The organism is Streptomyces sp. DG2A-72 (assembly GCF_030499575.1).
GTDB lineage: Bacteria > Actinomycetota > Actinomycetes > Streptomycetales > Streptomycetaceae > Streptomyces.
Map to the genome: position 1 here is coordinate 9360330 of NZ_JASTLC010000001.1, position 18986 is coordinate 9379315.

Here is an 18986-nt window from a genome sequence, read left to right on the forward strand (position 1 = left end):
GTGAGTGAAACAGTGCAGGACCTTGCGAGTGCGCGGCAGCAGGACGAAGCCGAGGGGCGGGCCGAGACCCTGAACGCGATCCGCCTCGTCTTCCGGCCGGCGCCGTGGAAGCGTGGCCCGGTGCTCGTGGCGCCGGCGCTGCTGCTCGGCCTGTTCATGCTGCTGCACGCGAAGATCCCGAACGGGATCGGGGGCCTCGGCAGCCTGGTGGAGACGTTCCTGCCATGGTTCGGCCTGTTCATCCCGGTGCTGCTGGCCGGCGCGCTGTGGCGCCGCTCCGCCTCCGCGGTCGTCGCGCTGCTGCTGCCGGTCACGGTGTGGCTGAACCTCTTCGGCGGGCTGCTCGGCGACAAGTCACACGCGGGCAGTGACCTCACCGTGGCCGGCCACAACGTCGGCGCCGACAACCCCGACCCGGCCGGCACCGCGCGCGACCTGGCCGCCTCCGGTGCGGACGTGCTGGCCCTTGAGGAGATCACCGCACAGGCGAAGCCGCTGTACGAGAAGGAACTGGCGAAGACGTACCCCTACCACGTGGTGCTGGGCACGGTCGGGCTGTGGAGCAAGCTGCCGCTGTCGGACACCCGGCCGGTCGACATCGAGCAGGACGTCGGGCCGCTGGGGGACACCAAGCCGGCCGAGGTCAAGCTGGCCTACAACCGGGCGCTGCGCACCACGGTGGCCACGGACCAGGGGCCGCTGGCGGTGTACGTGGCCCACCTGGGCTCCGTACGGGTAACTCCCAGGACGGGCTTTTGGACGGAGAGCCGGGACACAAACGCGCAGGCGCTCGCCGAGGCCCTCGCCACCGAGCGGAACGAGCGGGTGGTACTGCTCGGCGACCTCAACGGCACCATGGACGACCGTGCGCTCGACGGCATCACCTCGCAGCTGCTCTCGGTCCAGGACGAGGCCGGGGACGGCTTCGGCTTCAGCTGGCCGGCGTCCTTCCCGGTGGCGCGGATCGACCAGATCCTCGTCCGTGGCGTGGAGCCGCAGAGCTCGTGGGTGCTGCCGGCCACCGGGAGCGACCACCTGCCGGTGGCGGCCGGAATCAGCTGGTGAACACCGCTGGGAAGGGATAGGGCCGTACGGTCTCCTTGATTCCTCGCGCCGTCAAGTAGTCGCCGTCCTCCGCCCGTTCCGCCAGCACGACCGCCGGACGTACGCCCTCCCCGCGCATGTGCATCCACGCCTCGAAGTACGCGCCTCCCGGACCGGAAACAGAGCGTGTTGCCGCAGTGCACTCCAGCACCAGGGCCGTTTCGCGTGTCGGTGCTGAACGCGGGGCGGTACGGAGTTCGGCGACCGTGTCCGCGAGTGCCTTCGCGATCGGCTTCGCCCGGCCCGTCGCGTCGAACAGGCCCAGGGTGTATTCGAGTTCGGGGTAGTCGGCCAGGGCGCGGTCCACGTCGTGGGAGGACCACCAGGTCACGCCCCACAGGTCCGTGCAGTCGGCGGCGTTCCGCAGGGTTGCGCGGGCGAAGTCCGGGGCGTCGGCTGCGGGGATATGGGGCTCGGGGGCGCCTGTCTCCTGGACCCAGACCGGCCTCGCGGGGTCGGCGGCGTAGGCCTTGGCGAGTTCCGTGCCGTACTCGGCGAGGTGCAGGACCTGGGGGGAGCGGGGGCCGTAGCGGCGGGCGCAGTCGCCGGAGAAGACCCAGGGGTGGACGGTGGTGAGGTCGCCCTTGCGGGCGGAGGCCTCGGGGGTGAAGGGGTGGTCGTCGCCGTACCAGGCGGCGTCGTAGGCCGAGTGGGTGACCAGATGGTCCGCGGCTGGCAGGCCCTCCCTGGCGGCGGTCAGGAGCGTGTCGAGGTAGTGGTCCACCTCGGCGGCCGTCACCGGGTTGTGTTCGACCAAGTTGTTGAGCTCGTTGCCGAGTTGGAGGCCCAGGAGGTTGGGGCGGTCGGCCAGGGCTCGGCCCAGGGTGCGCAGGAGCTGAGCCTGGGCCTCGATGGCTTCGGGGTCGGTGAACACGTTGCGGTGATGCCAGCTGCGGGTCCACTCCGGATAGAAGTCGAAGCTGGACAGATGGCCCTGGACGCCGTCCACGAGGACTTCGAGCCCGGCCTCGGCCGCGAGGTCGACGAGGTGCACCAGCTGGTCCACGGCGGTGGTGCGGATGAGGGTGCGGTTGGGCTGGAGCAGGGGCCAGAGGTGGAAGACGCGGATGTGGTCGAGGCCCAGCGCGGCTATCTGCGCGAGGTCCTCGCGGGCGTGCTCCGGGTCGAAGTCGTGCCAGGAGTGGAACCAGCCGCGGCGGGGCGTGTAGTTGACGCCGAAGCGGGGCGTGGATGCGCTCATGGGTCCTCCTCGGACGGCGTCGGGCCTTGTCTCCGGCGAATGTATCAACCACCATGGTTGCCGATGAACAATAATTTGAACCAGGATCTCGTGGTCGGCCTGGACGTCGGCGGCACCCGGACCCGTGCCGTCCTGGCCTCCGCCCACGACAGCCTGCCGCACGGCGAGGGCACCGGCGGACCGGGCAACGCCCTGACCGTCCCGGTGCCGGAACTCACCGACCACCTGGCCGAGGCCGTCGCCCAGGCCGTGCCGGAGCCGCTGCGTGACCGGGTCGGGGCCGTCGCGGGCGGCTTCGCAGGCGCCTCGCGGACCGCCGCCGACGAGCCCGGGCGGCTCAGGGCGCAGTCCGCCCTCTCCGCCGCGCTCGGGCGGCTGGGCATCCACGCCGTGTCGGTCGAGATCTACAGCGACATCGAGGCGGCGTTCGCCTCCGCGCCGGGCTTCCCCGCCGACGGCCTCGCCCTGGTCGCCGGCACCGGCGCGGTCGCCGCCCGGATCACCCGACGCCGCTGCACCGCGACCGCGGGCGGCGACGGCTGGCTGCTCGGCGACGACGGCAGCGGCTTCTGGATCGGCCGCAGCGCCGTCCGGGCCGCCCTGCGCATGGCCGACGGACGCGGCGGGCCGACCCTGCTGGCCGCCTCGGTCGTACGGGAGCTGGGCCTGCCGGCCGAGGTGCTGCCGTACGGCGATCAGGAGTGGACCCGCGAGCAGCGCGAGGTCTACCGCATGCATGTGCTCCCCGCCGTGATGGCCGGCCCGCCGGTCCAGCTCGCCCGTCTCGCACCCCTGGTGGTGGAGGCGGCCGGCGACAAGGACGCCGTCGCGGAGGCGATCCTCCAGGAAGCGGCCGACCGACTGACCGACACCCTCCGCGCGTTGGACCCGCACCCGGGGGAGAGGATCGTCGTCACCGGAGGGCTGATCGACCCGCTGCTGACCCCCCTCAGCGACCGGCTGCCCGAGTTCACGATCGACCAGGTCGCCGACGGGTGTCCCGGAGCCGTCGCCCTGGCCCGACTGGGGCTCGGACGGTGACGACGTACCGGGACCCGGCCGCCTCCGTCGACGCCCGCGTCCGCGATCTGCTCGCCCGTATGACCCTGCGGGAGAAGGTCGGTCAGCTCAACCAGCGCATGTACGGCTGGGACGCCTACCGCCGCACCTCCGACGGCGCCTTCGAACTCACCGACGCCCTGCGTGCCGAGACCGAGCGTTTCGGCGGACTCGGCGCTCTCTACGGGTTGCTGCGCGCCGATGCCTGGTCCGGCGTCGATCACACGACCGGAGCCGGTGCGGCCGACAGTGCGGAACTCGCCGATCTGGTGCAATGTCACGTCCTCCAGGCCAGCCGCCTCAGGATCCCCGCCCTCTTCGTCGAGGAGGTGCCGCACGGCCACATGGCCCTGGACGGCACGGTCTTCCCGGTCAACCTGGCCGTCGGCGCCACCTGGGACCCCGGACTGTACGAGCGCGCCGCCGCCCATGCCGCCGCCGAACTGCGCGCCCGCGGCGGCCATGTCGCCCTCGTCTCCGCGCTGGACATAGCCCGCGACCCGCGCTGGGGCCGCACCGAGGAGTGCTACGGCGAGGACCCCTACCTCGCCGCCCGTCTCACCGAGGCACTCGTCCGCGGCATGCAGGGCCAAGGAGAACTCTTCGCCGCCGACAAGGCCCCCGTCGTCCTCAAGCACTTCGCCGGACAGGGCGCCACCGTCGGCGGACGCAACTCGGCCGAGTCCGAGCTGGGGCCGCGCGAACTCCACGAGATCCACCTCCCCGCCGCCCGTGCCGGAGTCCGTGCCGGAGCCGCCGCCGTCATGGCCGCGTACAACGAGGTCGACGGCCTGCCCTGCGCAGGCAATCGCGCCCTGCTCCAGGAACTCCTGCGTGAGCGCTGGGGCTTCGAGGGCCTGGTCATGGCGGACGGGCTGGCCGTGGACCGGCTGGCCCGGATCACCGGCGACAAGGTGTCCGCGGGGGCCCTCGCCCTCAACGCCGGGGTCGACCTGAGTCTGTGGGACGAGGGCTTCACGCACCTGGAGCAGGCGGTCGAACGGGGGCTGGTGACCGTGGCGGCCCTGGACGCCGCCGTGGCGCGCGTCCTGCGCCTGAAGTTCCGGCTCGGCCTCTTTGAACAGCCCTACGGTTCAAGCCAGTTGGAGCCACCAGATGGCCGCGAGCTGAGCACCGCCCTCGCCCGCTCCGCCGTCACCCTCCTCCACAACGACGCCGGCGTACTGCCCATACGCCCCACGGTCTCCCGTATCGCCGTCCTGGGCCCGCACGCCGCCACCAACGCCCACCAACTCGGCGACTACACAGCCCCGCAGCGCCCCGGCACGGGAACCAGCGTGCTCGACGGCCTACGCCGACTCGCCCGGCCCGGCGTCGACCTCCGCCACGCCCGCGGCTGTGCCCTGACCGGCGACGACCTGTCCGGCATCCCCGAGGCGGTCGCCGCCGCGGCCGCGTCCGACCTGGCCGTGCTGGTGCTGGGCGGCAGCAGCGCCCGCACCCCCGACACCGAGTTCGCCGCCAACGGCGCCGCCGTCACGGCCGTATCCGAGATGACCTGCGGCGAAGGCGCGGACCTCGCCGGACTACGGCTCGGCGCCGCGCAACACGCGCTCCTGGACGCCGTCGTCGCGACCGGCACACCCACGGTGGTCGTCCTGATCCAGGGCCGCCCGCACGCCGTACCCGAGGCCGGACATGCGGCAGCCCTGCTCACCGCCTGGTATCCGGGCCCGTGGGGCGGTGATGCGATCGCCGAGGTGCTGCTCGGGCTGGCCGAGCCGAGCGGCCGGCTCCCCGTCTCCGTCCCGCGCTCGGCGACCCAACTCCCCGTCTACTACAACCACAAGGACACCGAGTACGGCGGCTACGTCGACGAAAGCGCCGAGCCGCTCTACTCCTTCGGGCACGGGCTGTCGTACACGACCTTCGAGTACGGAGCACCACGCCTGTCGGGGCGCACGGTCGAGGTCGATGTCACCAACACCGGGGACCGGTACGGGCGTACGGTCGTGCAGGTCTATCTCAGACGCCTGATCACGTCCGTCTGGCCGCGCACCCTCGAACTGTGCGCGTTCGAGGGTGCGGGCCTCGCGCCGGGCGAGCGGCGTACGGTCACCCTGGACCTCGGTGCCGACCTGACCGGTGTGGTCGAGATCCGCGTCGCCGAGTCGTCGCGGGCCGCGCTGAAGGCCGTACCCCTACAGCTTCACTGCCCCTGACGACACGCCCTTGTAGAACCACCGTTGGGTGATGACGAACAGGACGAGCACCGGGATGACGGAGATCACCGACCCGGCCATGACCATCCGCTGGTCGTAGCCGAACGACGAACTCTGCAGCCGCGACAGACCCAGCGTCAGCGTCATGTTGCTCTCCGAGCGCAGCACGATCAGCGGCCAGAGGAAGTCGTCCCAGGCGCTGATGAAGGTGTTGATGACCACCACCAGGATCGCGCCCCACGCTGACGGCAGATACAGATACCGGAAGCGCTGCCACTCGTTCGCGCCGTCGAGCATGGCCGAGTCCTCGATCTCGCGCGGCACCGCCAGGAACGCGGCGCGCATCAGCAGGACGTTGATCGCGCCGACGAAGCCGGGCAGCCACACGCCCGCCAGGCTGTCGACGAGCCCGAGGTCGCGGATGCTCAGGAACAGGGACACCATGATCGACTCGAAGGGGAACATCATCGAGGCGACCAGCACGACCCAGACCGCTTTGCGCCCCTTCCAGCCGGGCTTGGAAAGCATGTAGCCGGCCGTGGTGGAGAAGACGAGCTGGCTGGTGACCGACAGGACGACCACGATCATGCTGTTGCGGATGTACGTGGCGACCGGCACCTGCTCGAAGATCGTCCGGTAGGCCCGCAGGGTCGGGTCGTGCGGCAGCAGGGTGGCGTTCGCGCCGAAGACGTCCTCGCCGGTGCTCTTCAGGGAGGCCAGGAGCTGCCAGAGGAGCGGTCCTACGGTGAGGCCGAGGACGAGGAACAACAGCAGGTAGCGGACGACCAGTTCCCGGGGGCGGCCGTAGTCCCGCCAACGGGGCATCAGACGGCGGCGCTTGGCCGGAACAGCGGCCGTGGTCATGCCTTGTCCTCCTTCGTCAGGCGCTGCGCCAGCAGGGTCAGCCCCAGCGTCAGCAGGAACAGGGCCACGCTGACGGCCGAGCCGTAACCGGCGTTGCCGGTGATCGGGTCCAGGCCGACGTCCCGGATGTAGAAGGGCAGGGTGCGGTCGGCGCCGCCGGGGCCGCCGGTGGAGCTGCCGAGCATGTAGATCTCGGTGAACACCCTCAGGGAGCCGATGCCGGTGAGCGTGCCGACGAGCATCATGGCGTGCCGGACGCCCGGCATGGTGATGTGCCAGAAGCGGCGGATCGCGCCGGCGCCGTCCATGGCCGCCGCCTCGTGCAGTTCCTTGGGCACGTTCCCGAGGGCGGCCAGGTAGAAGATCATGTACCAGCCGAGCCCCTTCCACAGCGTCAGGCCCATCGCGGACAGCAGGATCAGCCACGGATCGGACAGGAACGGGATGGCGTCCCTGATCAGATGGGCCTTCTCCAGCCAGGTGTTGACCAGACCGTCGTCGGCGAGCAGCCACTGCCAGCTCAGGCCCACGACCACGCTGGAGGCGAGGACGGGGGTGTAGAAGGCGGAGCGGAAGAAGCCGATACCCGGCAGGTTCTTCTCCACCAGGACGGCCAGCATCAGCGGCAGCAGCACCATCAGCGGTACGACGATCAGCGCGTACAGGACGCTGTTGCGGGTCGCCAGCCAGAAGTCGGAGTCGTCCAGCATGCGCGTGTAGTTGTCCAGCCCGACGAAGCCCGAGGCGCCGCCGAGCGGCTTGGCGTCGGTGAACGACAGCAGCAGGGTGTTGAGGAACGGGAACACCCCGAAGATCACCGCGCAGGCGAGCGCGGGAGCGGTCCACAGCCAGGGGAGCCACCAACGGCGGTACATCGCTGCCCCGTTGGCGTCGGCAGCCGGTCCCGGCAACAGGGCCCGGAGTCGGGAGGGTTTCGCGCCCGGTGCGGAGTCCGTGTGCTCCGCACCGGGCGCGGACACCGGCTTCGTGATCTGAGCCGTCACCGTCAGCCTGCCTGCTTCAGCAGCTGGTTGGCCTTCTCCTGGGCGTCCTTCACGGCCTGTTCGGCGCTCTTCTTGCCCTGCATGGCCAGCTGCACCTGGCCCACGATGGCGTTCTGCACGGCCGTGGAGATGTTGGTCTGGTAGGCGGTGGCCGTCTTGAGCTGCTCGGCGACCAGCTTGCGGGCCTCGGAGAACGGGTCGTTACCGCTGACCTTCTGGAAGAACGGGTCGTCCAGGGAGGCCGTGGTCGTCGGGAAGATCACCACGCTCGGGTCCTTGCACCAGGCCGTCTGGTTCTCGGTGTTGGTGAGGAACTTCGCGAACGCCAGCGCCGTGGGGGCGTTCTTGCTGGTCGCGGCGGTCGCTATGTACTGCGGGGCACCCGTGGTGTGACCGAGCGCGTCGAAGGGCTGCTGGCCGACGCCGGTCTTCGTGTAGATCGACGGGCTGTTCTGCTTCACGAACCGCACAAAGCTCGGGTTCGTCGAGCCGTAGGCGACCTTGCCCTGGCTGTAGAGCGTGGAGGGATCGTTGCTGGAGGACAGCGAGTCCTTCGGCATCGCGCCCTCCTTGTACAGCTTCGCCATCCATTCGACCCACTGGACGGTGCGCGGATCGTCGGCGAAGACGGCGGACTTGCCGTCTGCGGACAGCGTCTTGATGTTCATCTGGTCCCAGTCGGCGGGGATCCGCCACACCGGGTTGGCCATCGTCGCGTAGTACTCGCCGTCGGCCGCCTTGGCGATCTTCTCGTAGTCGGCGAAGAGCCCGAAGATGGTTGTCGGCGGCTTCGCCGGGTCGATCCCGGCCTTCTTCAGCAGATCGGTGTTGTACGTCAGCACGACGCCGCCGGTGTACCAGGGCAGCACGCTGTGCACCGAGGTGCCCGAGGAGTCCTTCATGGCGCTGGACTTCCAGAACGCCGGGACGAACGGCTTGGCCGCGTCCGGGTCCTTGACACCCAGGTTCAGCAGATAGCCGGCCTTGGTGAGGGCGGTCGCCGTGGGGGAGTCGACGTTGATCACGTCCGGCAGGGTGCAGGCCTGGGCGTCGGCGACGGTGCGCTGGCTGAACGTCGCGTCGCCGGGGTCGTCGATCCACTTGACCTTGGTGCCGGGGTGGGCCTTCTCGAACGCCTTGATGACGCCGTTGAAGAAGCCCCCGAAGTCCTTCTTCAGATTGGTGGTCTGGAAGGTGATGTCACCGTCGATCTCGCCGGAGAGCTTTCCCGGCCCGACGTTTCCCTTGTCGACCTTGCAGCCGCCCGCCGTGGCGTCCCCTCCGTCGGAGCCGCCCGACAGGCCGCAGCCGGCGGCGGTCAGGACCAGGGCGACGAGCCCCGCAACGGATCCGGTCAGTCTTGTAGCGCGCATTGCTGCCCTCCTGCGACCAGCCAGCTGCTGGTTCAATTAACCAACTTCGACTCCGATTGATGAAAATGTGGACCAGAATTCATCGGAGGTCAATGGGTTGCCATGTTGCTTTTAGGTTCCGCCGGTGATCAGTCGGGCGGTCAGTGCCGGTGCTCGTGGTCCGGATGGGAGGGGTCGCCGGGGTGTTCATGGCCGACGGCGTACTCCACGCCGGCGCGGGCGCGGTCGAACCAGTCGAAGAAGGCGCGGTGCGCTGCGGCGCGGCGCAACTCGTGCGTGATGCTGTCGCGGGCGTGGGTGTACGGCACGAAGTCGTCCGGTGCGGTCACGCTGAACGGGTCGACGCCGCGCCGCAAGGCCTCCGGCGTGAGGAAGCGGTCCCGGTTGCGGTGGTAGTAGTCCTGTACGGCCGTCTCCGGGACGTGTTGCTCGTCCTCCAGTTCGGCGAGGAGGGTGCGTGCGGCGGGGGAGTGGGCGAGGGTTGCCGCGACGATGCTGCCGAGGTTGGCTACGTCGGTTTCGGCGACGGCGAGTATCCGCGCCGGTGACACCTCGTCTGAGGTCGTCAAACCCCGTTCCTGGCACGCCCGTCGGGCCAGTTCGTCCGCGACGACCACTTGTGTTGCCCAGCGGCGTCGTTGTCGTTCGTGTGCGGATTCGTTGTGGCTGGTCGCGCAGTTCCCCGCGCCCCTGCGGGGCGCTTCCAACAGGGCGTTCACACGTTCCCTCGGGATCGCTTCGCCTCGCACGAGCGCCGCGTGTTCCGTCACGGCGTCACCTCCAGTTCCACGGCCTTCGTGTAGGCCACGCAGCCGTGCCAGGCGAGCTTTGCCATCAGCCAGTACGAGCCCGGCGGCACCGAGCCGCCGTCCACCTCGATCGCGCGCTCCAGGTGCTCCCCGGCGGCCACCGTGAAGCCCTGGCAGGCGGGGGTGACTCCGGCCCAGGTTCCCCAGGAGGACACGGCCCACAGGGTTGCGTTGATGGGGCCGCGGGTGGTGTTGTGCACGGTGACCGGGACTCGGACGCGCTCACCGCGGCGTACGGCGATGCGCTCAACGCCCAGCTCTGGCAGGAGAGTTGGACCCGGCTGGGCGCCTGGCACATCGAGGGCCACGACATCCTCGTACACCTGCCCGCCGTACGACAGCCGAGCCGCGAGCCAGTGCCGGCCCGGCTCGGCGTCGGGTGGCGGGGTCACCGTGACCTCGGTGAGGGTGAAGCCGCCGGGGCCCAGGGTGTAGGGCAGTTCGGCGGGGGTGGTGGACCAGCCGGGTGGTGCGTGCAGGGTCACGGTGCCCCACACGGGCGCGTCGGTGAGTTCCGAGCCGATGCGGACGGTGGCCGTGACCGGGCCGGTGGCGGTGAGTGCGGTGGGGGAGAGGAAGACCGAGACCGGCATGTTGCCGCGGGGGGCGGGGCCGGAGTTGTGGAGCCAGTAGCGGGTGTGGATCGGCTGGGCGGGCTCGTGGGCGGCGACGGCGGGGCCGCCGGGTGTGTGGACAGTGGTGGCCTTGGCCAGGACCGTGGCGACCTCGAAGCCCGTCAGGCCCAGATCGAGACCGCCGTCGTCATTCGGTGCCAGTGGTTCGCCCGGCGTCTCGAGTACGTCCGCCCGCGTGCCCTCCGCCCAGTCCCGCGGTCCCTGCACGCGCGCGTGCACCGGCCGTCCGTTGACCTCGTGCATCCGTACGACGACTCCGCGGCCCGGGTCCGCGGGTGCCGCGCTGCCGCGGGCGAGTGGGGAGCCGAGCGGCTTGAGGGCGTCGAGCAGTACCTCGCCCGCGGGTTCGAGGGAGAGCAGGGTCGCCTTCCTCGGTATCCCGGGTTCGTCGGAGGACCGCCGGAGCCGTGCGGTGAGCGGGTGGTTGAACTCATGACCGGCCCGGGGCAGTCCCTGTTCGCGCCAGTCGCCCTCGCCCGCGACGACGGCGTACTCGAACGTGTGGGACCAGCGCTGGAGTTGGAACGCCGAGCCGTCGGGGGCGGTGCGGCGGGGTGGGTCGACCCAGATGCCGGACGGCCAGCCGGTGCAGGAGCGCATCAGGGACATGTAGAGGTCGCCGGAGGCGGTGACCACACAGCCGGGTGTGCCCCGGTTGAGGACGGCGAAGCCATGCCCGTCCCAGGCGTCTCCCGGCGGCAGCGCCTCACCGCCGCCCGCCGCCGTGGCGTGTACGACGGCGTCGTCCAGGTCGGCGATCAGCGCGTCGACCGCCTTGGCGTCGTCCTCGGGGCGGGCGCCCGCCACCACGAGCAGCGGCAGCCGTTCGAGGTTGCGGAGGTCCGCTCCGGGCACCCACTCCTCGCGCAGCCCGGCACGCGGCGCCACCCACACGGCCGCGACACCGCGCTCGGCCAGCTGCCGCCGCAGCTCGCGTCCGGCGGCAGGATCCCAGCCGAGGGCTTCGGCGACGAGGGAGTTGCGGTCGGGGCCGCCGACGGCGATCCGGATGTCGGGCAGGTTGGAGTCCACCTCCAGGTCCCCGTACCGGGGCCCGCCTGCGATCGTCGAGGTCGCGGTGACTCCCGCGCGTACCAGGGCCGCCGCGAGCGGGGTGCCGAGTTCCCCGGCCTCGTCCCAGTCCGGGTGGACGAGTTCGGCGACTCCGATCGAGCGGTGCCCGAGGAACCTGCCGGTGTCGTCGCTCAGCGCCACGCGGGCCGTGGACCCCAGGCCGAACCAGGTGTTCGCCGGGTTGTCCAGTGTCCACGGGAACCGCTCGCTGTCCACCTCCACGAACCCGAACCCACGCCCGATCACGGCATCCGCCACCTCGTGCACCGGCAGCCCGCCCTGGACGTTCGACGGCCAGCGGACCCGGATGAGCCGGTCGGCGCCGTCGTATCCGTCGATGGTGGTGGACACGTCCAGCCGGTCGACGCCCTGCCACAGATACAGCCGCTGCGTGTACCGGAAGAGACCGAGGTCGGCGCTGACGGTGATCCGCGATCCGGCGGCGGACTGCTCGACATCGATGTCCGCGCGCACGTCCCCGCTGCGGGCGGCGGTGGTGCCGGTCGGGGTGAGATGCCAGGGGCCTTCACCGAAGCGAGGGTGCCTCGGGTACTCCTCCTGGACGACCAGCTCGTTGCCGATGTCGCCGGGGCGCAGCAACTCCCGGCCGCCCTCGGTCAGCGCGCGCAGGCTGCTGACGGCGCCGCCGCGCGCGGGGTCGACCGTCACCTCGTAGAACTCGTTGCGGATGGTGCTGCCCTCGCCGCTCGTCCATTCGGGCACGGTGCCCTCGGCGAGGGGGAGTGCCTTGAGGCCCATGCCGGGCAACTCCGATACGACGACGTGCAGTTGGCCGTCCTCGCGCACGGCGGGCAGGGGGCGGCCGGTGTCGTCCAGCGGGACCTGTCCGGGATCCGCAACCGTCAGGACGTCCCGCCGCTCCCAGGTCGCCGGGTTGAAGACGACCAGGTCCGCCGTCCCCTCGGCGGGCGTCACGGCGTCGGCGAGCGCCTGGGTCGCGTCGGCGTGCACCGTCTCGGCGAGGTCGTACAACTCCCGCCAGCCGGTGAGCAGATCGATGTAGACCTGGTCCGACTCCGAGCCGGTGATCGCGTCGTGATGGGCACCGTAGATCAGCTGCCGCCACGCCTTGTCGAGGGCCGCGTCCGGATAGGGGTGCCCGGTGACGAGCGAGGCGAGTGTCGCCCAGGCCTCCGCGTCGGTGAGGAGCGTCTCGCCGTACCGCTGGGCCTGCTTGGTGTCGATGTAGGAGACGTCCTTGCCGGTGTAGACGGGGTTCATGTCCCGGGTCTGCGGCGAGGCCTTGCGTCCTTCTGCGGCAAGTTCGTCCCGTACGGCGGCGAAGAAGTCGCGGGGCACGGCGCTGATGAAGCGCGGCCATACGTAACGGGCGTTCCAGTCCCGGTGGATGTCCATGACCCAGCGGCACGGCGGGGCGTAGTCGCCGCCGACCGGGAGCAGGACGTTGCGCGTGAGCGCGACCTTCTTGAGCCCCTGGAAGAGCTTGTACGCGGCTGCTTCCGCCTCCGGCAGCGTGGGCGCGTTGTCGATCGCCCAGCCGGCGCCGTAGTGGTTGACCATGTACGCCGTGAGAAGTCCGCGCCCGGACGGGGCGATCCAGTTGAACTCCGCCGGGAACTGCATCCGCCCGGGATCCCGGGGTTCCTCGCCGAACACGGAGAGGGTCGGTCCCCACTGATGGAACGGCCCGCGCGCCCAGGAGCTGGAGGAGATCCCCGCGTCCGCCATCAGCCCAGGGAACTGCGGATCGTGCCCGAAGGCGTCGAGCTGCCACGCCGTCTCGGGAGAGGCGCCGAGAATCCCGCGCTGGAAGCCGTCGCCGTAGACGGCGTTGCGGATGGTGGCCTCGGCGCCGGTGAGGTTGGTGTTGGGCTCGTTGTAGGTGCCGCCCATGATCTCGATCCGCCCGGTGCGCAGCAACTGCCGCAGAAAGGCGCGCTCTTCGGGGAAGGCGTCCCAGTAGGGCTTGAGGTAGTCGACCTCGGCGAGCACGAAGGTGTACGCCGGATCGCGTCGCGCCAGATCGCAGTGGGCCCGGACGAGGCTCATCCCGGACTGGCCGCGCGAGTCGAAGGTGCGGGCCGGAAGTCCGGTCGTCGCCGGGTCGTCGGCGACGTCCCAGGTCTCGGTGTAGGCGCCCTGGGTGTTCCACCAGACGGGGTCATAGTGGAAGTGGCTGACCATGAACATGGTCCAGCCGGGCTCCGTCGCCGTGAACTCGGCGGTATGCCGCGCCACTTGGTCCCCGTCGGAGGCAGTGACCGTGATCTCGCGGCGGTCGCCGGGCGCGAGGCCGTCGGTGGTCACGGGTATCTCGACGCGTACGGTGCCGTCCTCGCCGACGGCGGCGAGCGCCACCCCGCTCACCTCCGCACCCGCCACGGCGAGGCGGACCGGCCTGCCCGGGACGTGCTCGATCCCGGCGATCACGACCTGGTGCGGCTGCTCGGGGGTACCGACGAACAGGTCGGTGGACTCGACAGTGAGGACGCGCATGGGGCTCCTACGAGTGCTCGGCGGAGCCCCATCCTGGCATCGAGGGGATGATTCAAACAACCACCTTGACGTTTCCTCGGTGGTTCATCCATGCAAACCCGGTCACGCCGACCGATCACGCTCAGCGGGTGCGCCGGGACTTCACCGCATGCTGCGGAGTGATGTGGTCGGTCAGTGCCAGGGAGGCGCTGGCCCGCTGGTAGGAGAGCTGGGCGACGCGGACGTACAGGCAGTCGATGAGGAGCAGGGCGGAGTGCCGGCTGCCGATGCTCTCGGTGCGGAAACTGGTCTCCGAGGGCGAGATGATGAGCCGGATGTCGGCGGCTTTCGCCAGCGGGGAACGGGGGTCGGAAGTGACCGCCACGGTGGTGGCGCCGCGCTCCTTGGCCAGCTCGAACGGCTCGATGGTCTCCCGCGTCGCCCCGGAGTGCGAGATGCCGACGGCGACGTCCGCCGGGGTGAGCAGGGCGGCGGAGGTGGCCGCGCCATGCACCTCTGTCCAGCCGCGCACCGCGCAGCCGATGCGGAACAGCCGGGTCTCGGTCTCCTGCGCCAGGGCCCCGCTGCCGCCGACGCCGTAGACGTCGATACGACGGGCCCGCGCGGTGGCTTGGGCCGCGCGCTCGATCGCGTCGAGATCCATCCGGTCGATGGTCTGCTGGACCGCGCGCAGATCCGCGGTGCCGACGACCTGCACGACCCGTTCCAGGCTGTCGTCGGGGGAGATGTCGGGGCCGATCTCGGCGGTGCCCCAGTCCGAGACCTCGCCGCGGCCGCGCTCCTGGGCCAGTTCGATCAGCAGATGCTGGTAGGAGTCGAGCCCGATGGCCCGGCAGAACCGGGTCACCGTCGCCTGGGAGGTACCGGTCCGGCGGCCCAGCTCGGCGGCCGAGCAGTGGGTGACGGCGGCCGGATCCTCCAGGATCAGCTCGCCGACCTTCCGCAGCGAGCCGGCCAGCCGGGGCAGTTCGGTGCGGATCAGTGTGGTGACGTCCGTCGCAGGCATACGACGAAGGTAACAGCCACCATTCATGTCACCGATTGAATTCCAGGACCCATCCGCACGCGTCCACTCCCTCGTTGCCCGCACCCCACGGCGTGTGATTTATTGATTCATCTGTGATGTTGTGTGAGGTGGTTCAATCCACCAGTGGGGAGTGTCCCGTGTCCGTCGAGTCCGTGAGTGCCCAGGGCTTCGCCCGCGAGGGCATGGCCGCCCTCGACCGCATCACCGAGTCCGCCGGCGGAGAGGTGACACGCGCCGCCGAGCTGATCGCCCAGTGCGTGCGCTCGGACGGCGTCATCCAGGCCTTCGGCACCGGCCACTCCCAGGCCATGGTCCTCGAACTCGCGGGCCGCGCCGGGGGGTTGGTGCCGACGAACCGACTCAGCATCGCCGACCTCGTCCTCTACGGGGGTGACCCGCCCAGCGTCCTCGACGACCCGCTCCTGGAGCGCCAGGCCGGAGTCGCCCAGCGGATCTACGACCTCGCCGCCCCCCGACCTCAGGACCTCTTCGTCATCATCTCCAACTCCGGCGTCAACAACGTCATCGTCGAGATGGCCCTGCACGCCAAGGAAGCAGGCCACCGGCTCCTGGCCATCACCTCCCTCACCCACACCCGGGCCGTCTCCGCCGCCCACCCGAGCGGCAAGAAGCTCGCCGACCTCGCCGACGTCGTCCTCGACAACGCGGCCCCGCGCGGCGACGCCCTCCTCGAACTCCCCGGCGGCGGCGCCGTCTGCGCCCTGTCCACGCTCACCGGCGTGATGCTGGTCCAGATGGCGGTCGCCGAAACGTCCTCCCTCCTTCTCGCCTCCGGCGACCGCCCCCCGGTCTACGTCTCGGCGAACGTGCCCGGCGGCTTCGAGAGCAACCTGGAACTGGAGAAGCGGTACGCCGGACGAATCCGACGCACCGCCAGTTGAGCGCCCCGAAAGGGCGCGGGGCTGTATCGATATGCGGCTCCGCCGCGTGGGCGCGACCAGCCACAACGAACCCGCAGACGCTCAACGACCTAGCGCGGCACCCAGCGGAGCGCTACCGCACGGGTACCGGCGTCAGCGCCACGGCCAGCGGATAGGCGCCCGTGGTGAACGCCGCCCCCGCCGCCCCCGACGCCGTGTCGACCGGCACCAGCGCATTGCCGTCCGCGGTGGTGACGTACGCCGTACCGCCCTTCCAGTCCAGACCGACGTCGAAGGCGGACTTCCCGACCGTCACCCTCGCTCCGGGCGCGCCGGTCGCCGTGTCCACGGGCGTGACGCTGTCGCCGGTGCTGGGGCTGACCCACAGGGTCCGCCCGTCCGGCGACAGACCGAGTCCGTAGGCCTGGCCGGTGACCAGGAGTGTCGGCTCGGTGTCGTTCGTGGCGGTGTCGATGGGAGTGACGGTGGAGCCACCGGAGTTGGACACGTACACCGTCCTCCCGTCGGGAGCGGCCACGACGTTGAAGGGCCTGGGGCCGACCGGGATCGCGGTGCCGCTCTTCCGGGCGGCCAGGTCGACCGGACTGACCGTGTTGTCGTGGATGTTGGCCACATACAGCGTCCGCCCGTCGGGCGTGATCGCCATGTTCTCCGGACCGGAGCCCACGGGAACGGCCGTACCCGCCCGCAGCGTTGCGGTGTCCACGGGCTGCACCGTGCCGTCGGAGTAGTTCGCGACCCAGAGCGTGCCGCCGTCCGGCGTGAGTGCCAGCCCGGCCGGGACGCGCCCCACCGCGACGGTGGCGGTGACCTTGCCGTCCGCCACATCGATCACGCTGACGGTGTTCGAGCCCTGGTTGGCGGCGTAGGCGGTGCGCCCGTCCACACTCACGACCACCTCACCGGGGTTGTTCCCGACGGCGATCTCCGTGCTCTTGCCGGAGGAGAGGTCGACCGAACTGACCGACGCGCCACTGAAGTTGGCCGTCAGCGCTCTGGACGAGCCGGATCCGTCGGTGACCTGGACCGGGATCGCCCGGTCGAGGGCGCCGGTGCCGGTGGCGACCACGGACCGCACGCCTTCCCCGGCGCCCTCCTGCGCGGAGAACCTGACCGTGACGGAAGCGGCGCCGCCCGCCGGGACGGTGGCAGTGCCCTCGGCAGGGGAGGCTGTGACGCCCTCGGGAACGTCGAGCTTCCAGGAGACCGTCTTGGCGGTGGTCGAGCGCTTGTCGGACAGAGCCAGCGTGACCGTCTCGGACTCGCCCGGCTTCAGGGTGAGGGAACCGGGCTCGAAGGAGAGGTCGACGCCGGGATCGGGCGCGGTCCGAAGCATCGTCGTGTAGAGGAACTGGTCCATCACTCCAGGCGAGACCTGCTGGGGCACGGCGTCCAGCGCCTTGCGCTCGGCCCTGAGCCGGTTCCAGTACGTGGTGACCGCGTCGCTGTCGCCGCGCTTGCTCGCCAGCAGCAGGTCCACCGCCGTCCGACCCGCGGAGCCGTACCGGCCGAGCTTGTCCAGCCAGGGCGAAGTCTCTTCGAGGAAGCCGGGGTTGGCGAGGCGGGCGCGCAACTGTGCCGGTGTGGCGGCCATGTCCGTGAAGTACGCCCTGAGCGCGGCGGCGGCCCGGTCGAGAGCACTGTCCTGGTCATAGGCCTTGTGGAAGGCCGCGATCAGTCGGCTCAGCGTCGGCGACTCGGTGGGGTCGAGCTGTGACGAGTAGTTGTTCTCCGCGAAGATCCGCAGCCACTTCGCCGCAGCGGGCCCCGCCAGGTCACGGACGGAGGCGAGGAACGCGGCCCGTGGGTCGTAGCCCTGCGGGTTCCACAGATAGGCGGCCGAGGTGAACAGCGCGATCCGGCTCGCCTCGCCCTGGACCATCGGGTTGGCGGTCACGCCAACCGCCTCTTCGGCGACGCCGGGCTCACGGCCGGTGTAGGGGCCGAGCAGCAGACGGCTCGTGGCGTAGTCGTTGACGGGGTAGTTGTCCCAGACCAGGATCGGGTGGCCGTACACCTCGCGGGCCTTGCGCACCTGTTCGGCGGTGATGGTCGGGGCGATCACGCCGACGCCGGTCCACTCGACCACGACCGAGGGGTCCAGCTTCTCCCGCAGCGCGGTCTTGTAGGGGGAGTCGGTCAGGTCCGAGTACTCGGTGGGGACCATCTCCAGCGGTTCGAGGCCGGTGTGCGTGGCGGAGAACTCCTGCCAGACGCGGTTGAGCAACTGGGCCTGGGCGGTGCCGGCCGCGCCGCCTCCGGTGCCGAACGCCTCCTCGTCGGCGGCGCAGTTCCACTTCGTGTAGCTGATGTCGTCCAGCGGTATCGCGAAGGAACGGACGCCGATGGCGTACAGCGAGTCGAACTTGGCGGTGAGCGCCTTGACGTCGGCGTCCGAGGAGTAGCAGACCGACAGTCCGGGGGAGAGGGCGTAGGTGAAGCGGACGTGGTTGGCGTCGGCCCGGTCGACCAGTTCCGCGAGCCGGGCGAGTTCAGCGGACGGGTAGGTGTCGCGCCAGCGGGCGCGCAAGTAGGCGTCGTCCTTGGGGGAGTAGACGTAGACGTTCTGCTTCGTACGGCCGTAGAAGTCGAGTTGGGCGAGGCGCTCGGCGTGCGACCAGGGAGCGCCGTAGAAGCCCTCGACGACTCCGCGTAGGGGCGCCGTCGGCCAGTCCCGTACGGTGACCTCGGGAAGGGCGGCACGGGATCCGCCCGCCTTGACGACGAGTTGGCGCAGGGTCTGCGCGGCATAGAACGTGCCCGTGGTGTCGACGCCGGACAGGGCGACGAGGGCCCGCCCGTGCTTGCGGCCGGACGCGAGGACGTAGCCGCCGGACGGCAGACCGGCCGGGGACTGGGCGCCGAGAGCCTTGAGGGCCCGCCCGGTGGCGCCGCTCTCGCCGGGGCCGCCGACGTAGACGGTGAGCGCGGCCGAGGCGGGAGGCCGGTCGGTCGTGACGATCTCGTCGGCTCCGGCGTCACGCAGGACGGACTCGACGAGGCGGCGGGCCGAGGGGTCGGTTCCGGGGCCGACGACCTCGACGACCCGTTCAGGGACGGTGAGTTGGCCCCGTCCCGCGCTGAGGTGCTGCGGGGCGGGCCATATCTGCGGCACATCTCTTGAAGGCGTAGCCGTCGCGGTAGTGGGGAGCGTCAGGGTCAGGGCGAGTGCCAGGACGGCGGCCGGGCGTCTGAGGCGAATGGCTGGGAACACGGGGGAATCCCCTTCCGTAACCATGATGAGTGGATGAATGGATCCACCGCGCGATGGTA

The 18986-nt window shown here is 70.7% G+C and carries 12 protein-coding genes; 4 read left to right on the top strand and 8 right to left on the bottom strand.

Annotation, left to right across the window (positions count from 1 at the left end; genetic code table 11):
- Nucleotides 1–1065, top strand: coding sequence for an endonuclease/exonuclease/phosphatase family protein (locus QQY66_RS44275; protein ID WP_301986112.1), 1065 nt, complete (start codon nt 1–3; stop codon nt 1063–1065).
- Here the strand turns inward: QQY66_RS44275 and QQY66_RS44280 are convergent.
- Nucleotides 1055–2305 carry a cellulase family glycosylhydrolase gene (locus QQY66_RS44280; RefSeq protein WP_301986113.1) on the bottom strand — a complete coding sequence of 417 codons (1251 nt, stop codon included), beginning with the start codon at nt 2303–2305 and terminating at the stop codon, nt 1055–1057. The two genes, QQY66_RS44275 and QQY66_RS44280, sit on opposite strands and share 11 nt — an antisense overlap.
- Nucleotides 2306–2368: 63 nt before the next feature.
- On the opposite strand from QQY66_RS44280, the gene QQY66_RS44285 reads away from it, so the two are divergent.
- Together QQY66_RS44285 and QQY66_RS44290 are read left to right on the top strand one after the other, a co-directional pair.
- Nucleotides 2369–3346, top strand: coding sequence for an N-acetylglucosamine kinase (locus QQY66_RS44285; RefSeq protein WP_301986114.1), 978 nt, complete (start codon nt 2369–2371; stop codon nt 3344–3346).
- Entirely contained in the window at nt 3343–5547 is a 2205-nt protein-coding gene (locus QQY66_RS44290; protein ID WP_301986115.1) for a glycoside hydrolase family 3 N-terminal domain-containing protein, read from the top strand. The genes QQY66_RS44285 and QQY66_RS44290 overlap by 4 nt, the downstream gene beginning before the upstream one ends.
- Here QQY66_RS44290 and QQY66_RS44295 read toward each other — a convergent pair.
- The 6 genes from QQY66_RS44295 to QQY66_RS44320 form a co-directional block, all read right to left on the bottom strand.
- Complete coding sequence (locus tag QQY66_RS44295; RefSeq protein ID WP_301986116.1) at nt 5527–6411, bottom strand: carbohydrate ABC transporter permease; 885 nt, start codon at nt 6409–6411, stop codon at nt 5527–5529. The two genes, QQY66_RS44290 and QQY66_RS44295, sit on opposite strands and share 21 nt — an antisense overlap.
- The gene (locus QQY66_RS44300; protein ID WP_301986117.1) at nt 6408–7415 is read right to left on the bottom strand and encodes a carbohydrate ABC transporter permease; all 1008 of its coding nucleotides are present in this window, start codon (nt 7413–7415) and stop codon (nt 6408–6410) included. The genes QQY66_RS44295 and QQY66_RS44300 overlap by 4 nt, the downstream gene beginning before the upstream one ends.
- Nucleotides 7416–7417: 2 nt before the next feature.
- Nucleotides 7418–8788: an extracellular solute-binding protein gene (locus tag QQY66_RS44305; RefSeq protein WP_301986118.1), complete on the bottom strand. Its 1371-nt coding sequence runs from the start codon at nt 8786–8788 to the stop codon at nt 7418–7420.
- 140 nt (nt 8789–8928) lie between these two features.
- A complete protein-coding gene (locus QQY66_RS44310; RefSeq protein WP_367667042.1) occupies nt 8929–9357 on the bottom strand; it encodes a hypothetical protein in 429 nt (142 codons plus the stop codon).
- Between the two features lie 197 nt (nt 9358–9554).
- The gene (locus tag QQY66_RS44315) at nt 9555–13784 is read right to left on the bottom strand and encodes an NEW3 domain-containing protein (RefSeq protein ID WP_301986120.1); all 4230 of its coding nucleotides are present in this window, start codon (nt 13782–13784) and stop codon (nt 9555–9557) included.
- 121 nt (nt 13785–13905) lie between these two features.
- Nucleotides 13906–14790: a MurR/RpiR family transcriptional regulator gene (locus QQY66_RS44320; protein ID WP_301986121.1), complete on the bottom strand. Its 885-nt coding sequence runs from the start codon at nt 14788–14790 to the stop codon at nt 13906–13908.
- A gap of 158 nt (nt 14791–14948) precedes the next feature.
- On the opposite strand from QQY66_RS44320, the gene QQY66_RS44325 reads away from it, so the two are divergent.
- On the top strand, nt 14949–15713 hold the full coding sequence (locus tag QQY66_RS44325) for an SIS domain-containing protein (RefSeq protein ID WP_301986122.1): 765 nt from the start codon (nt 14949–14951) through the stop codon (nt 15711–15713).
- 112 nt (nt 15714–15825) lie between these two features.
- Here the strand turns inward: QQY66_RS44325 and QQY66_RS44330 are convergent, their stop codons facing one another.
- Nucleotides 15826–18927 (bottom strand): beta-N-acetylglucosaminidase domain-containing protein, encoded by a 3102-nt coding sequence (locus QQY66_RS44330; RefSeq protein WP_301986123.1) that lies wholly within the window; start codon nt 18925–18927, stop codon nt 15826–15828.
- Nucleotides 18928–18986: the final 59 nt, after the last annotated feature.

Coding starts and splice junctions, on each gene's coding strand:
- QQY66_RS44280 (WP_301986113.1), bottom strand. CDS start 2,305: ATGAGCGCATCCACGCCCCGCTTCGGCGTCAACTACACGCCCCGCCGC.
- QQY66_RS44285 (WP_301986114.1), top strand. CDS start 2,369: ATGAACAATAATTTGAACCAGGATCTCGTGGTCGGCCTGGACGTCGGC.
- QQY66_RS44295 (WP_301986116.1), bottom strand. CDS start 6,411: ATGACCACGGCCGCTGTTCCGGCCAAGCGCCGCCGTCTGATGCCCCGT.
- QQY66_RS44305 (WP_301986118.1), bottom strand. CDS start 8,788: ATGCGCGCTACAAGACTGACCGGATCCGTTGCGGGGCTCGTCGCCCTG.
- QQY66_RS44315 (WP_301986120.1), bottom strand. CDS start 13,784: ATGCGCGTCCTCACTGTCGAGTCCACCGACCTGTTCGTCGGTACCCCC.
- QQY66_RS44320 (WP_301986121.1), bottom strand. CDS start 14,790: ATGCCTGCGACGGACGTCACCACACTGATCCGCACCGAACTGCCCCGG.